The sequence below is a fragment of the Luteimonas composti genome, from assembly GCF_042678665.1.
GTDB classification, from domain to species: Bacteria; Pseudomonadota; Gammaproteobacteria; order Xanthomonadales; family Xanthomonadaceae; genus Luteimonas; species Luteimonas composti.
Map to the genome: position 1 here is coordinate 261,768 of NZ_JBHTKU010000003.1, position 13,815 is coordinate 275,582.

Genomic DNA, 13,815 nt, shown 5'->3' on the forward strand with positions numbered 1-13,815 from the left:
GCATTGTCTCCCAAGCGTGCGCACGGCGTCCGTTCAACGGACATATGCAGCTTCGTCGACCGCGGCCTGCATCGCCTGTCGGGCGATACCTGGCAATGCGCGCATGGACGCAAAGTCCCCATTGGGTCGCGCTGGCTGCGGACTTCCTGGAGCCCCGCTACTGGAACCTGTTGCGGCAACCGGCAGGCTCAGTCCGGCAGGTACAGCCGGGCGTCGCCGTAGTCGCCGGCCAGCCGGCCTTTCGCGAAGTCCACGGTCATGCGCGTGTAGCCGGCGGGATACCGCAACGAGGTGCGACTGCCGTCGGCGGCGGTCTCGAACAGGGTCATCCCGTGCTCGGCGCCGGGAAACACGGCGATGCCGACCGGGGCGTCCTGCTCCCGGACCAGCCGGCGCAGGCGGCGGAACGTCTCCCCCATCGGCGCGTCGATGTCCGCTTCCGCCAGCTGCCACAGCTGCGGCGTGCGCAGCCCCCGCAGCACGGCCATTGCGTCGTAGTCCCAGGGCGTGCCGAAGTTGTAGGCCTGCCCTTCGCGACGCAGCGCCTCGCCGTAATGCGGCAGCAGCAGGTGGGTGAAGTTGCCGTGGACGTCGTCGTACCAGGGCTCGTCGCGATACCGGGCACGTACCGCATCGAAGGCGTCGATGCCGGCGGTGAAACGGCTGCGCGCCACTTCGGCGGCGGCGTCGACGATCTCCAGCGCGCTTTCGATCACGTCCGCACCGTGGCCCTTGAGCTGCATCTGCAGGATCACCGCTTCGCGGTCCTCCTCCACTGGGCTCACCGCGAGTCCGTAGGCCGCGATCACGAAGTCGGCGGAGGTGCGCGTGGCCGCCAGCGGCGCCACCCAGCCGCCCTGCGAGCCGCCACGGAACCCGCTGCGGCCGATGCGGGCGCCGCCCAGCCGTCGCGCCTCCGCGAGGGCCGCCACGGCATCGTCGGCCAGCACATCGTAGTCCTGCGTGTATTGTCCGCCGGACTCCCCCGTGCCGCGCTTGTCGTAGACGAACGCCGCGACGCCTTCCGCCGGCAGCTGGCGCTGCATGAAGTCCCAGCGACGGGCGGAGAGGTTCTCGGCACCGTGGATCAGCACCACCAGCGGCACGACCGCTTCTCCTTCCGGCATCAGCAGGCGGCCGGCCAGCGATACGCCGTCGCGCCCGGCGAAGGCGGTTTCGGTGACCCGCAGGGGGATGCGCCGGGCGGCCACGCCGTCGAAACGCAGTTCGCCCTGCGCACAGCCGGCGAACTCGATGCGGTGGCCGTCCGGCCGCCCGGTCCAGCCTTCCAGGCTGGTCCAGCCGCCAGCGCCATCGGCGACGAGCAGGCCGGTCGCGCCTTCCACGTGGCGCCATCGCAGGCCGCCGTCGGACGGCGCGATGTCGAGGCTCGCATCGCCCAGCCGATAGGCCCCGACCAGGCATTCATCGGCCTGCGCGCGGCAGGCGGCAAGGGCGAGGAGAACGGCGAACAGGATCCGGAGCATGGCAGGCGCGCGCGATGGGGTTGCGAACGGAGATACCGGCCAGGGGCCCGCGGTTGCACGCGGCGGCACGCAATCCGCTGCTCACCGGCTCCGGAAACGCGAAACGCCGGCGCGAGGCCGGCGTTGCGGTGACACGGCCTGGCGCCGCCGGTCAGTGCTTCAGGTTCTTGCGCAGGCGCTCGAGCGCCGAGAGTTGGGCCATCACCTCGGCCAGCTTCTGCTGCGCCTCGGCCACGTCCATCGCCTCGCCGCGGCCGGCCAGCACGCGCTCGGCCTCTTCCTTCGCGGCGCGCACCTTGGCCTCGTCGATCTCGTCGGCGCGGATCGCGGTATCGGCCAGGATGGTCACCACCTGCGGCTGCACCTCGAGGATGCCGCCGCCGATGGCGAAGTCGAGCACGCTGCCGTCGGGCTGCGTCACCACGACCTTGCCCGGCTTGAGCCGGGTGATCAGCGGCGCGTGGCGCGGTGCGATGCCGAGTTCGCCCATCTCGCCGGTGGCGACCACGAGCGTGGCCTCGCCCTGAAAGATCTCGGCCTCGGCGCTGACGATGTCGCAACGGATGGTAGACATTGTTTCCTCGCTACGCTCGGAAACGGGATTCGGGATTCGGGATTCGGGATTCGCAACGGCATATGCCGCGCATGGCCCTCGTCGACCTCAAACCGGTGCCCGCTTCTCCGAATCCCTAATTCCGAATCCCAAGAAGATTCCCGCTTACGCGGAAATCTTCTTCGCCTTCTCGACCGCCTCGTCGATGGTGCCGACCATGTAGAACGCCTGCTCCGGCAGGTGGTCGAACTCGCCCTCGACGATGCCCTTGAAGCCGCGGATCGTCTCCTTCAGCGACACGTACTTGCCCGGCGAGCCGGTGAACACTTCGGCGACGTGGAAGGGCTGCGAGAAGAAGCGCTCGATCTTGCGCGCGCGGGCCACGGCCAGCTTGTCGTCCTCGCTCAGCTCGTCCATGCCCAGGATCGCGATGATGTCCTTGAGCTCCTTGTACTTCTGCAGCGTGGCCTGGACGCGGCGCGCGGTGTCGTAGTGCTCGTGGCCGATCACGTTCGGGTCGAGCTGGCGCGATGTGGAGTCGAGCGGGTCGACCGCCGGGTAGATACCCAGCGAGGCGATGTTGCGGCTCAGCACCACGGTGGCGTCGAGGTGGGCGAAGGTGGTCGCCGGCGACGGGTCGGTCAGGTCGTCCGCGGGCACGTACACGGCCTGGATCGAGGTGATCGAACCGGTCTTGGTCGAGGTGATGCGCTCCTGCAGCACGCCCATCTCTTCGGCCAGGGTCGGCTGGTAGCCCACCGCCGACGGCATGCGGCCCAGCAGCGCCGACACTTCGGTACCGGCCAGGGTGTAGCGGTAGATGTTGTCCACGAACAGCAGCACGTCGCGGCCTTCGTCGCGGAAGTACTCGGCCATGGTCAGGCCGGTCAGCGCGACGCGCAGGCGGTTGCCCGGCGGCTCGTTCATCTGGCCGTACACCATCGCCACCTTGGACTTCTCCGGCTCGGCGATGTTGACGACGCCCGACTCCTGCATCTCGTGGTAGAAGTCGTTGCCCTCGCGGGTGCGCTCGCCCACGCCGGCGAACACCGACAGGCCCGAGTGCTCGGTCGCGATGTTGTTGATCAGTTCCATCATGTTGACGGTCTTGCCGACGCCGGCGCCGCCGAACAGGCCCACCTTGCCGCCCTTGGCGAACGGGCACATCAGGTCGATGACCTTGATGCCGGTCTCCAGCAGCTCGGTGGTCGAGGACTGGTCCTCGTAGGACGGGGCGGCGCGGTGGATTTCCCACGTGGTGTCGGCCTTCACCGGGCCGGCCTCGTCGATCGGGGAGCCCAGCACGTCCATGATGCGGCCCAGCGTGCCGGTGCCGACCGGCACCGAGATCGCGCGGCCGGTGTTCTCGGCGACCAGGTTGCGCTTGAGGCCGTCGGTGGAGCCGAGCGCGATCGTGCGCACGACACCGTCGCCGAGCTGCTGCTGCACCTCGAGCGTGATCGCGGTGTTCTGCACCTTCAGCGCGTCGTACACCTTCGGCACTTCGCTGCGCGGGAACTCCACGTCGACGACCGCGCCGATGATCTGAACGATCTTGCCCTGACTCATTGCTGCATTCCTCTAAGTGAATTCTGTGGTGGCGCGGTCAGACCGCCGCCGCGCCGCCGACGATTTCGGAGATTTCCTGGGTGATCGCCGCCTGGCGGGCCTTGTTGTAGACCAGGTTGAGCGTGTCGATCAGCTTGGTGGCGTTGTCGCTGGCCGACTTCATCGCCACCATGCGCGCCGCGTGCTCGGACGCCACGTTCTCCATCACCGCCTGGTAGACGAGCGACTCGATGTAGCGCGTCAGCACGTGCGCCAGCACGCGCTCGGCGTCGGGCTCGTAGATGTAGTCCCAGTCGTGCTTGGCGACCATGGCCTCCGCCGCCGGCAGCGGCAGCAGCTGGTCGAACGCCGCGCGCTGGACCATGGTGTTGACGAAGTCGTTGTAGACCAGGAACACCTTGTCGACCTTGCCCGCGTCGTAGGCCTCGAGCATCACCTGCACCACGCCGACCAGCTGCTCGACCTCGGGCTGGTCGCCCAGGTGCGCCACGCTGGCCAGCATGTTGACCTTGAGCCGGCGGAAGAACACCGCCGCCTTCTGGCCGATGGTGACCACGTCGACCTCGACGCCCTTGTCCTGCCACTGCCGGATCTCGACCAGCAGCTTGCGGAACAGGTTGTTGTTGAGGCCGCCGGCCAGGCCGCGGTCGGACGAGACGATCACGTAGCCGACGCGCCGGATGTCCTTGCGCTCGACCAGGTAGGGGTGCTGGAACTCGGTGTTCGCCTGCGCCAGGTGGCCGATGATCTGCTTCATCGCGCGCGCGTACGGGCGCGAGGCCTTCATCCGGTCCTGCGCCTTGCGGATCTTCGAGGCCGAGACCATCTCCAGCGCGCGCGTCACCTTGCGGGTGTTCTGCACGCTCTTGATCTTGGTCTTGATTTCCCTGCCGCCTGCCATCTCGTTCTTCCCGTGGGGCGGGCCAGGGCCCGCCGTTGCGAATCGTCGCCTGCTACATCCGGACGGGCCGGAGCCCGTCCTGCGCGCCGGCGATTACCAGCTGCCGGTCTTCTTGAACTCTTCGATGCCGGCCTTGTAGGCCGCCTCGATCTCGTCGTTCCAGTCGCCGCTGCCGTTGATGCGCTCGATCAGCGCGCCCTGGGTGTTGGCGAAGTGCGCGTGCAGCGCCTCTTCGAACGCCAGGATCTTGTTGACCGGCACATCGTCCATGTGGCCCTTGTCGACGGCGTAGATCGACAGCGCCTGGTAGGCGATCGACATCGGCTGGTACTGCTTCTGCTTCATCAGTTCGGTCACGCGCTGGCCGCGCTCGAGCTGCTTGCGGGTCGCATCGTCCAGGTCCGAGGCGAACTGGGCGAACGCCGCCAGCTCGCGGTACTGCGCCAGGGCGATACGGATGCCGCCGGACAGCTTCTTGATGATCTTGGTCTGGGCGGCGCCACCGACGCGCGACACCGAGATGCCGGCGTTCACGGCCGGGCGGATGCCGGCGTTGAACAGGTCGGTTTCCAGGAAGATCTGGCCGTCGGTGATCGAGATCACGTTGGTCGGCACGAACGCGGACACGTCGCCGGCCTGGGTCTCGATGATCGGCAGCGCGGTCAGCGAGCCGGTCTGGCCCTTCACTTCACCGTTGGTGAACTTCTCGACGTATTCGGCCGACACGCGCGCGGCGCGCTCGAGCAGGCGGCTGTGCAGGTAGAACACGTCGCCCGGGTAGGCTTCGCGGCCCGGCGGGCGCTTGAGCAGCAGCGAGATCTGGCGGTACGCGACGGCCTGCTTGGACAGGTCGTCGTAGACGATCAGCGCGTCCTGGCCGCGATCCATGAAGTACTCGCCCATGGTGCAGCCCGAGTAGGCGGCGATGTACTGCATCGCGGCCGACTCGGAGGCGGTCGCGGCGACGACGACGGTGTGCGCCAGCGCGCCGTTCTCTTCCAGCTTGCGCACGATGTTGGCCACGGTCGAGGCCTTCTGGCCGATCGCGACGTACACGCACTTGATGCCGGCGCCCTTCTGGTTGATCACCGCGTCGATCGCCATCGCGGTCTTGCCGGTCTGGCGGTCGCCGATGATCAGCTCGCGCTGGCCGCGGCCGATCGGGATCATCGCGTCGACCGACTTGTAGCCGGTCTGCACCGGCTGGTCGACCGACTTGCGCCACACCACGCCCGGCGCGACGCGCTCGACCGGCGCGCGCAGCTTGGCGTCGATCGGGCCCTTGCCGTCGATCGGCTCGCCCAGCGCGTTGACCACGCGGCCGAGCATCTCCGGGCCGATCGGCACCGACAGGATCTCGCCGGTGGTCTTGGCCACGTCGCCTTCGCGCAGGTGCTCGTAGTCGCCCAGCACCACCGCGCCGACCGAGTCGCGCTCCAGGTTCAGCGCCAGCGCGTAGGTGGGCGTGCCACCCTCGGCGGCGGGCAGTTCGATCATCTCGCCCTGCATCGCGTCGGCCAGGCCGTAGATGCGCACGATGCCGTCGGAGACCGAGGTCACCGTGCCTTCGTTGCGCGCTTCCGCGGACAGCTTGACGTTCTCGATGCGGCTCTTGATGAGCTCGCTGATTTCGGACGGGTTGAGCGTGGTGGTTGCCATTGCTTCGTTTCCTGGTCGCATGCCGCGATGGGCGGCACTCGGATTTCTGTATTGGTTCGTGACTGGCGATCGTGGCCGGTGGTCGGGGGCTGGATCAGCCCTTCCGGACGCCGCCTGACGAGTCGCGAATCACGGCTTCAGCCCGCCAGCGCCGACTGCAGGCGCGAGAGCCGGCCGCGCAGCGAGCCGTCGATGACCACGTCGCCCGCATCGATGACCGCGCCGCCGATCAGCGACTCGTCGATCGCCGTCTCGACCTCGACCTCGCGGCCGAAGCGCTTGCGCAGCGCCGCGCGGATGCTCTCGAGTTCGCCGTCCGGCAGCGCCAGCGCCGAGGTGACCTTGGCGCGCACGACGCGTTCGGCCTCGGCGCGCAGCTCCTCGAACAGGCCGGCGATCTCCGGCAGCAGGCCGATGCGGCGGTTGTCGGCCAGCAGCGACAGGTAGTCGTTGAAGCCGGCCAGTTCCGCCTGCGGCGCCAGCAGCGACACCGCCTGCTCGCGGGTCAGCGCAGGGTGGCCGAGGACGGCCGACGCCTGCGGATCGGCCGCGATGCGCGCCGAGAACGCCAGCGCCTGCGACCAGGCCGCGAGCGCACCGGCGTCCCGCGCCATCAGGAAGGCGGCGCGGGCATAGGGACGGGCGAGCGTGAGGGCCTGGCTCATCGGATCAGCCCGCCTCTGCCGCCAGCTGGCCGGCCAGCTCGTCGAGCAGCGCCTTGTGGGCGTTGGCGTCGATCTCGCGGCGCAGCAGCTTCTCGGCGCCGGCCACGGCCAGCGTGGACACCTGGCGACGCAGGTCCTCGCGCGCACGGGTGGTGGCGGCTTCGATCTCGGCCTGGGTGGCGGCCTTCAGGCGCGCGGCTTCCAGCAGCGCCTCGGCCTTGGCGGCGTCGACGATCTGGTTGGCGCGCTGGTGGGCGTGCTCGATGATCTCGTTGGCCTTGGCGCGGGCCGCCTTGAGCTCCTCGGCGACCTTTTCCTCGGCCTGCGCCAGGTTCTTCTGGGCGTGGTCGGCGGCCGCGAGGCCTTCGGCGATCTTCTTCTGGCGCTCTTCGATCGCCGCCAGCAGCGGCGGCCAGATCTTGCTGGCGATCAGCCAGATCAGGGCGGCGAACGCCAGGGCCTGGGCGATTAGGGTCAGATTGAGGTTCATTGGTGCGCTCTGCCTGTACTCAGGGCGCCGCCGGCCGGATGGCCGGGGCTACCCACATGCCGCCAAGCGGACCGCGAGGTCCGCCCGGGGGCGCCGTCGGTTCCGGGAACCGACAGTTACGGGGCCAGGCCGCCGACCAGGAACGGGCTGGCGAAGGCGAACAGCAGGCCGACGGCGACCGAGATGATGAACGCGGCGTCGATCAGGCCGGCGGTGATGAACATGCGGACCTGCAGCACCGGGATCAGCTCGGGCTGGCGGGCGGCCGACTCGAGGAACTTGCCGGCCATGATGGCCAGGCCCAGACCGGCGCCCAGCGCGGCCAGGCCGATCATGATGCCGATGGCCAGAACGGTCGAAGCCTGGACGGAAGCGAGGGCGGTCAGTGCGGTTTCCATGGTTTTCTCCGAAACAACGAGCTTGGTAAGGGTGAAGGATTGCGGGGTACGAAAACGGGGCTCAGTGCGCGTCTTCCGACAGGCTCAGGTACACGATCGACAGCATCATGAAGATGAACGCCTGCAGCGGAATCACCAGCAGGTGGAAGATCATCCAGCCCAGGCCAAACAGCGCGCCGCCGACAAGGCCGAGGATGCTGGCGCCGCCGAGCACCCAGATCAGCAGGAACACGATCTCGCCGCCGAACATGTTGCCGAACAGTCGCATCGCCAGCGAGATCGGCTTGCTCAGCCACTCGACGATGTTGAGGATGAGGTTGAACGGCATCATCCACTTGCCGAACGGCGCGGTCAGGAATTCCTTGGAGAAACCGCCCAGGCCCTTGGAGCGCAGGGCGAAGAACAGCATCAGGAAGAACACGCTGAACGACATGCCGAGGGTCGCGTTGACGTCCGCGGTCGGCACCGGCTTCCAGTAGGGCACGCCCAGCAGCTCGAGCGGCTTGGCGATGAAATCGGCCGGGATGAACTTGAGCATGTTCATCAGCAGGATCCAGAAGAACAGCGTGATCGCGATCGGCGTGACCAGCTTGCTCGTGCCGTGGTAGGTGTCGCGCGCCTGGCGGTCGACGAACTCGAGCATGATCTCGACGAAGGCCTGCCACTTGCCCGGCACGCCGGCGGTCGCCTTGCGCGTGGCCAGCCAGAAGATGAAGACCATGAACAGGCCCATCGTCACCGAGGTGGCCAGCGTGTCCACGTTGATCGTGAAGAAGCCGCCCTCGCCCACCTGCGCCGTCAGGTTGTGCAGGTGGTGCTGGATGTAGCTGGTTGGGGTCAGTTCCGACTCGCCCGCCATGTCTCGACTCGTCCTGTAGATGACTGCTTCTGGATCAACGCCACGCCAGCGCCACGATCTGCGCCACCAGTGCGACCAGGGTTCCGGCCAGCACCGCCAATGCAGGCCAGCCGGCCCATGCCACTGCCGCCAGCAACACGGCGACCACCACCACCCACTTCGCCAGCATCGCGGCCATCAGCCGCAGCAGCGCCGTGGTGCCGGGACCGACACCGCCGCCCAGCGCCAGGCGCGTGGACAGCCAGCCCCCGGCGATGACCGCGACTCCGCCGGCCAGCACCCCCAGCGACCACTCCACGCCCTGCACGAGGGCGGCGACCGCGGCGAGCCCCGTCGCGATCGCCTGTGGCGCCACTGCCCGCGCGATGGCGCGCCGGTGAGCGGAGATGGGATCGCGCAAAGCCCGTGCCTCTGGTCGTCGGAGGGTCGGCCGAAAAGGAAACGGCCCGGCAAAGCCGCAAAATTATAGCAAGGGCGGCTTTTGAACGGCAATGTGTTGCAGCGCACAACCTGAAGCGCCGGTCGGAATCGGTCGCGAGGGCAGCGGGACCGATGAGGCCGACGTCGCCCCCGGGAACTTCCCCGGGCGGCCCGGGGTCCACCCATGCAGGCCCGCGATCACCCTCGTCGATCCCCCGGGCCACCAAGCCCCGGCCCGTGCCGGGGCTTTCTTTTGACACGCCCGGGCATCGACCTGGACGGCAGGGCTCGAGTCCGACCCTTACGGCAATGGTCCTGCGTCGGCATGGGCTCCGATCGGAGGCCACCGCAGCGCGGGGGTGCCGGTCGCGAGAGCCGCGCGCTGGCAGTCGGGGCTCGCGGGAAGCAGAACATGGATGTTCTGCGCGCGAGTGGGAGCAGGGTGAGCGTGGACCGCTTGCGCGGCATGCCGCGCATCCACGCGAACGCCCGACTCGGTTGGGTCGGGCCGGCCCGCGCAGCGGCCCGACCGAGCGGAGCGCGGGCCCCGGCTGCCAGGGCGCGGCCTCCGGCCCGGGGCAACTTGCCTGGGCCGGCGCGCGCGCTCGAGGCACGCACGGGACCACCGCTACCTGGGGGATCGTCCGCAACCGGCGTGCCTTCTCCGCGAATGTCTTCCGGCATCCGCCTGCAGGCGGATGCCTCCTCCGCGATTCCGCTGCGACGACCCGCCGCCCGCGACCGGGTCCCGCTTCCCGAAAGAGGGCGGCGGCTACGGAAACCCGCCGGCGCGCCCGGGACAACGCCCGCCGGCCTTCGCGCCGGAACGCGCCGAGGCGCGTCGCCGGCGCACGCCTGGCGCTACTTCCTCTTTGGCAGGTACAGGTCGGTGATGGTGCCGTCGAACACCTCGGCCGCCATCGCCACCGACTCGCTGAGCGTGGGATGCGGATGGATGGTGTGGCCGATGTCGGCAACCTCGCAGCCCATCTCGATCGCCAGCGCCGCCTCGGCGATCAGCTCGCCCGCGTGCACGCCGACGATGCCCGCGCCGATGATGCGGTGGGTCGCCTCATCGAAGATGAGCTTGGTGAAGCCTTCCGTGCGCGACAGTCCGATCGCGCGGCCCGAGGCCGCCCACGGGAACTTGCCCACGCCGACCTTGAGTCCCTTGGCCTTTGCCTCGGTCTCGGTCACGCCCACCCAGGCGATTTCCGGATCGGTATAGGCCACCGACGGGATCACCCGCGCCACCCACTCCTTCTTGTGGCCGGCCGCGACTTCCGCCGCCAGCTTGCCTTCGTGCGTCGCCTTGTGGGCCAGCATCGGCTGGCCGACGATGTCGCCGATGGCGAAGATGTGCGGCACGTTGGTGCGCATCTGCGCGTCGACCTCGATGAAGCCGCGATCGGTCACGCGCACGCCGGCCTTCTCCGCGTCGATCTTCCTGCCGTTGGGCGCGCGGCCCACGGCCACCAGCACGCGGTCGTAAAGCTTGCCCTCGGGGATGTTGTCGCCGTCGAAGCTGACCTCGATGCCCTTCTTGCCGGCCCTGGCTTCCACTACCTTCGTCTTGAGATGGGTGGACACGCCCTGCTTCTTCAGGCGGTCGGCCAGCGGCTTGACCAGGTCCTTGTCGGCGCCCGGCATCAGCTGGTCGGCCAGCTCCACCACGGTCACCTCGCTGCCGAGGCTGCGGTACACGGTGGCCATTTCCAGGCCGATGATGCCGCCACCGACGACCAGCAGCTTTTTCGGCACGTCGGCCAGGTTCAGCGCATCGGTGGAATCCATGATGCGCGGATCGTCCCAGGGGAAGCCCGGCAGCTTCAGCGCCTGGCTGCCCGCGGCGATGATGCAGTGCTCGAAGCGCAGCAGCTGGGTCTTGCCGTCGTCGCCTGTGATTTCCAGTTCGTTGGCCGATACGAACTTGCCAACGCCCTGCAGCACGCGCACCTTGCGCTGCTTGGCCATGCCTGCCAGCCCCTTGGTGAGCTGGCCGACGACCTTGTCCTTGTAGCCGCGCAGGGTGTCGAGGTTGATCTTCGGCTTGCCGAAATCCACGCCGTAGTCGCTGGCGTGCGCGGCCTGCTCGATCACGTCGGCCGCGTGCAGCAGCGCCTTGGACGGGATGCAGCCCACGTTGAGGCAGACGCCGCCGAGCGAGGCGTAGCGCTCGATCAGCACGGTGTCCAGATCGAGGTCGGCGGCGCGGAAGGCCGCCGTGTAGCCACCCGGCCCCGCGCCCAGTACCACCACCGCGCATTCCACGTCGGCCTTGCGGCCGGACGCGGCGGCCGCTTCCGGTGCCGGGCCGGCGGGCGCCCGGTGCGAGGGCGCCACCGGCGGCTTGCTGCCCGGCGCCACCTTCTCCGCGGGACGCGCATAGGGCGGCGTATCGCCTTCGGCCTCGATCAGCGCCACCACGGCGCCTTCGGAGAGCGTGTCGCCTACCTTGACCTTCAGCTCGCGCACCACGCCGGCGTGCGAGGACGGTACTTCCATCGTCGCCTTGTCCGATTCCAGGGTGACCAGGCCCTGGTCCCTGGCGACGGTATCGCCCACGGCCACCAGCACCTCGATCACCGGCACGTCGCTGTAGCCGCCGATGTCGGGCACCTTGGCTTCGACCACGCCGTCGCCCTCGCCACCGGCAGCACCGCTCCCGCCCCCGCTCGCGTTCTCGCGCCCTGCCCCGCTCGCGGGGGAGGGTTGGGCTGGGGGCGAGGACGCAGCATCACGCTTGCCCCCGCCCGCCGCGCTGCGCGCGTCGCCCTGCCCCGCAGGCGGGGGAGGCGCAGCCGCGCCCTCGGCCTCGAGCAACAGCACCACGCCGCCTTCCGACAGCGTGTCGCCGACCTTGACCTTGATCTCCTTCACCACGCCGGCGTGCGAGGACGGCACTTCCATCGTCGCCTTGTCCGACTCCAGGGTGACCAGGCCCTGGTCCTTGGCGACGGTGTCGCCCACCGCCACCAGCACCTCGATCACCGGGACATCGTCGTAGCCGCCGATGTCGGGCACCTTCACTTCGATCGTGTTCGCCATTCACGGCCTCGCTTGAATTGGGTTGTTGCCGCTCCTGGCGTCATCGCAACGACCTCGGAACGTCCGGCCCGGCCATCCATGGCCGGGCGCTCTCCGGGATTGCGCGACATGCCGCGCAACCGGCTCGCCGGTCAGAGCAGCACGCGGCGCATGTCCGCGAGCAGCTGGGCGAGATAGGCGGTGAAGCGCGCGGCGGCCGCGCCGTCGATCACGCGGTGGTCGTAGCTCAGCGACAGCGGCAGCACCAGCCGCGGCTGGAAGGCCTTGCCGTCCCAGACCGGCTTGATCGACGACTTCGACACGCCGAGGATCGCCACTTCCGGCGCATTGACGATCGGCGTGAACGCGGTGCCGCCGATGCCCCCGAGCGAGCTGATCGAGAAGCAGCCGCCGGACATGTCGGCCGGGCCGAGCTTGCCGTCACGCGCCTTCTTCGCCAGCGCGCCGGTTTCCTGCGCGATCTCGATCACACCCTTCCTGTCGACGTCGCGGACCACCGGCACCACCAGGCCATTCGGCGTGTCGGCGGCGAAGCCGATGTGGAAGTACTTCTTGAGCGTCAGCGTCTCGCCCGAAGCGTCGAGCGAGGCGTTGAAATCGGGGAACTTCTTCAGCGCATTGGCGCTGGCCTTGATCAGGAAGGCGAGCATGGTGAGCTTGATGCCCGCCTTCTCGTTCTCCTTGTTCAGCGCCACGCGCAGCGCCTCGAGGTCGGTGATGTCGGCGTCGTCGTGCTGGGTGACGTGCGGGATCATCGCCCAGTTGCGCGCCAGGTTCGCACCGGAGATCTTCTTGATGCGCGACAGCGGCTTTTCCTCGATCTCGCCGAACTTGGAGAAGTCCACCTTCGGCCAGGGCAGCAGGTTGAGGCCCGCGCCGCCGCCAGCTGCGGCCGCTGGCGCCGCGCCCGCGCCGGACAGCACGCCCTTGACGTACTTCTGCACGTCTTCCCTGGTGATGCGGCCGCCGTTCCCGCTGCCGGCCACCTGGCCCAGGTCCACGCCCAGCTCGCGCGCGAACAGGCGCACCGCGGGGCTGGCATAGGGCACCTTGCCCGGGATCAGCGCGTCGGCCTCGAAACGCAGCGGCGGCTGGCCCTGCGGCGACGCCTTGGCCTGCGCATCGATCGAGGCCTGGGCCAGCTTGTCGGCCTGGCCGGAGGTGGCCACCGGTTCGACGACCGGATCGGGTTCCCTGCCCTTGGCGGGCGCAGGCGGCACCGCGGCCGGGGTGGCGGCGGCCGCGGCGGGCCGGGCCGCTTCGCCGCCGGATTCCGCCACCTCGATCACCGCCACCACGCCACCTTCCGACAGCGTGTCGCCGACCTTGACCTTGAGTTCCTTCACCACGCCGGCATGCTGGGAGGGGACTTCCATCGTGGCCTTGTCCGACTCCAGCGTGACCAGGCCCTGGTCCTGGGCCACCGTGTCGCCAATCGCCACGAGCACCTCGATGACGGGGACATCGTCGTAACCGCCGATATCGGGGACGCGTGATTCTTTGAGGTCGGCCATGCGGCCCTCCAGCGGCAAGGGGATTCCTATTGTGGCCGCATGCCCCCCGGCTCGCCAGCCACCGCGGCAATGCGCCACCGCATGCAGTCCGTCGCGGCCACGCGGATGCCTTGGACCAAGGGGTTTGCGGGCGCGGTCGCAGGGTCGGATCCGCACGGGCCGACGCCGTGCCGACCTGCCAGCGCGCCGCAATGCGCATGGTTGCGACTGCAACCGCATGCGACGCGCTTCCCAGCCTCGCGGGTTTCTTTC

Annotated in this window: 12 protein-coding genes; all 12 read right to left on the minus strand. The window is 69.1% G+C overall.

The window, feature by feature from the left end:
* Window positions 1-188: 188 nt before the first annotated feature.
* The 12 genes from ACFQ2D_RS09950 to aceF all read right to left on the minus strand — a co-directional run bounded on the left by ACFQ2D_RS09950 (window position 189) and on the right by aceF (window position 13,719).
* On the minus strand, window positions 189-1,487 hold the full coding sequence (locus ACFQ2D_RS09950) for an alpha/beta hydrolase family protein (protein ID WP_280941498.1): 1,299 nt from the start codon (window positions 1,485-1,487) through the stop codon (window positions 189-191).
* Window positions 1,488-1,638: 151 nt separating this feature from the next.
* Window positions 1,639-2,061 carry a F0F1 ATP synthase subunit epsilon gene (locus tag ACFQ2D_RS09955; protein ID WP_027071026.1) on the minus strand — a complete coding sequence of 141 codons (423 nt, stop codon included), beginning with the start codon at window positions 2,059-2,061 and terminating at the stop codon, window positions 1,639-1,641.
* Between the two features lie 144 nt (window positions 2,062-2,205).
* Window positions 2,206-3,609, minus strand: a complete 1,404-nt coding sequence (gene atpD, locus ACFQ2D_RS09960; RefSeq protein ID WP_280941497.1) for a F0F1 ATP synthase subunit beta — start codon at window positions 3,607-3,609, stop codon at window positions 2,206-2,208.
* Window positions 3,610-3,646: 37 nt separating this feature from the next.
* The gene (atpG, locus tag ACFQ2D_RS09965) at window positions 3,647-4,510 is read right to left on the minus strand and encodes a F0F1 ATP synthase subunit gamma (RefSeq protein ID WP_280941496.1); all 864 of its coding nucleotides are present in this window, start codon (window positions 4,508-4,510) and stop codon (window positions 3,647-3,649) included.
* Between the two features lie 93 nt (window positions 4,511-4,603).
* Window positions 4,604-6,169 carry a F0F1 ATP synthase subunit alpha gene (atpA, locus tag ACFQ2D_RS09970; protein WP_280941495.1) on the minus strand — a complete coding sequence of 522 codons (1,566 nt, stop codon included), beginning with the start codon at window positions 6,167-6,169 and terminating at the stop codon, window positions 4,604-4,606.
* A gap of 137 nt (window positions 6,170-6,306) precedes the next feature.
* Complete coding sequence (locus ACFQ2D_RS09975) at window positions 6,307-6,834, minus strand: F0F1 ATP synthase subunit delta (RefSeq protein WP_280941494.1); 528 nt, start codon at window positions 6,832-6,834, stop codon at window positions 6,307-6,309.
* Window positions 6,835-6,838: 4 nt separating this feature from the next.
* Window positions 6,839-7,324: a F0F1 ATP synthase subunit B gene (locus ACFQ2D_RS09980; RefSeq protein WP_280941493.1), complete on the minus strand. Its 486-nt coding sequence runs from the start codon at window positions 7,322-7,324 to the stop codon at window positions 6,839-6,841.
* A gap of 116 nt (window positions 7,325-7,440) precedes the next feature.
* Window positions 7,441-7,722, minus strand: a complete 282-nt coding sequence (gene atpE, locus ACFQ2D_RS09985; RefSeq protein ID WP_013534007.1) for a F0F1 ATP synthase subunit C — start codon at window positions 7,720-7,722, stop codon at window positions 7,441-7,443.
* Between the two features lie 61 nt (window positions 7,723-7,783).
* Window positions 7,784-8,581 carry a F0F1 ATP synthase subunit A gene (gene atpB, locus ACFQ2D_RS09990; RefSeq protein WP_280941492.1) on the minus strand — a complete coding sequence of 266 codons (798 nt, stop codon included), beginning with the start codon at window positions 8,579-8,581 and terminating at the stop codon, window positions 7,784-7,786.
* 34 nt (window positions 8,582-8,615) lie between these two features.
* A complete protein-coding gene (locus ACFQ2D_RS09995) occupies window positions 8,616-8,936 on the minus strand; it encodes a hypothetical protein (protein ID WP_280941491.1) in 321 nt (106 codons plus the stop codon).
* Between the two features lie 926 nt (window positions 8,937-9,862).
* Window positions 9,863-12,049, minus strand: a complete 2,187-nt coding sequence (gene lpdA / locus ACFQ2D_RS10000) for a dihydrolipoyl dehydrogenase (protein ID WP_280941490.1) — start codon at window positions 12,047-12,049, stop codon at window positions 9,863-9,865.
* Window positions 12,050-12,180: 131 nt separating this feature from the next.
* The gene (gene aceF, locus ACFQ2D_RS10005) at window positions 12,181-13,719 is read right to left on the minus strand and encodes a dihydrolipoyllysine-residue acetyltransferase (protein WP_386795640.1); all 1,539 of its coding nucleotides are present in this window, start codon (window positions 13,717-13,719) and stop codon (window positions 12,181-12,183) included.
* Window positions 13,720-13,815: the final 96 nt, after the last annotated feature.

Coding starts and splice junctions, on each gene's coding strand:
- atpD (WP_280941497.1), bottom strand. CDS start 3,609: ATGAGTCAGGGCAAGATCGTTCAGATCATCGGCGCGGTCGTCGACGTG.
- ACFQ2D_RS09975 (WP_280941494.1), bottom strand. CDS start 6,834: ATGAGCCAGGCCCTCACGCTCGCCCGTCCCTATGCCCGCGCCGCCTTC.
- atpE (WP_013534007.1), bottom strand. CDS start 7,722: ATGGAAACCGCACTGACCGCCCTCGCTTCCGTCCAGGCTTCGACCGTT.
- atpA (WP_280941495.1), bottom strand. CDS start 6,169: ATGGCAACCACCACGCTCAACCCGTCCGAAATCAGCGAGCTCATCAAG.
- ACFQ2D_RS09955 (WP_027071026.1), bottom strand. CDS start 2,061: ATGTCTACCATCCGTTGCGACATCGTCAGCGCCGAGGCCGAGATCTTT.
- ACFQ2D_RS09980 (WP_280941493.1), bottom strand. CDS start 7,324: ATGAACCTCAATCTGACCCTAATCGCCCAGGCCCTGGCGTTCGCCGCC.
- ACFQ2D_RS09950 (WP_280941498.1), bottom strand. CDS start 1,487: ATGCTCCGGATCCTGTTCGCCGTTCTCCTCGCCCTTGCCGCCTGCCGC.
- atpG (WP_280941496.1), bottom strand. CDS start 4,510: ATGGCAGGCGGCAGGGAAATCAAGACCAAGATCAAGAGCGTGCAGAAC.
- atpB (WP_280941492.1), bottom strand. CDS start 8,581: ATGGCGGGCGAGTCGGAACTGACCCCAACCAGCTACATCCAGCACCAC.
- lpdA (WP_280941490.1), bottom strand. CDS start 12,049: ATGGCGAACACGATCGAAGTGAAGGTGCCCGACATCGGCGGCTACGAC.